Origin of the sequence: Methylobacterium frigidaeris (assembly GCF_022179185.1) — a bacterium.
In the GTDB taxonomy this organism is placed as follows: Bacteria; Pseudomonadota; Alphaproteobacteria; order Rhizobiales; family Beijerinckiaceae; genus Methylobacterium; species Methylobacterium frigidaeris.
The window spans coordinates 1-235 of record NZ_BPQJ01000362.1; the positions used below are offsets into that span (position 1 = coordinate 1).

Sequence of the window (235 nt, forward strand, 5' to 3'; positions counted from 1 at the left end):
GGCCGCTTGATGACCCTGGACCTGTTCGTCTCCAGCGTCCTGATGGGGAGCGTCGTCCGCTGTCGGTCCGGCTGCTTCGCCTACAGCCCAAGCGGCGCTCCCCTGGGCGAGTACGCCGACCTCGATGCGGCCGCCGCGGCGCTCGCAGCTCGCGTCGCCCTGGAGCCCGTCGCGGCATGACCAGAAAAAACACCACCACCGAACTGCTGATACGCCTCATCCAGCGCGTGCCCAT

The 235-nt window shown here is 68.5% G+C and carries 1 protein-coding gene; it reads left to right on the forward strand.

The genetic code is table 11. The annotated features are described in order from the left end of the window. A partial coding sequence (locus tag MFF64_RS37360) for a hypothetical protein (protein WP_238194123.1) occupies positions 1-180 on the forward strand: 180 nt, incomplete at its 5' end. Between the last annotated feature and the right edge of the window lie 55 nt (positions 181-235).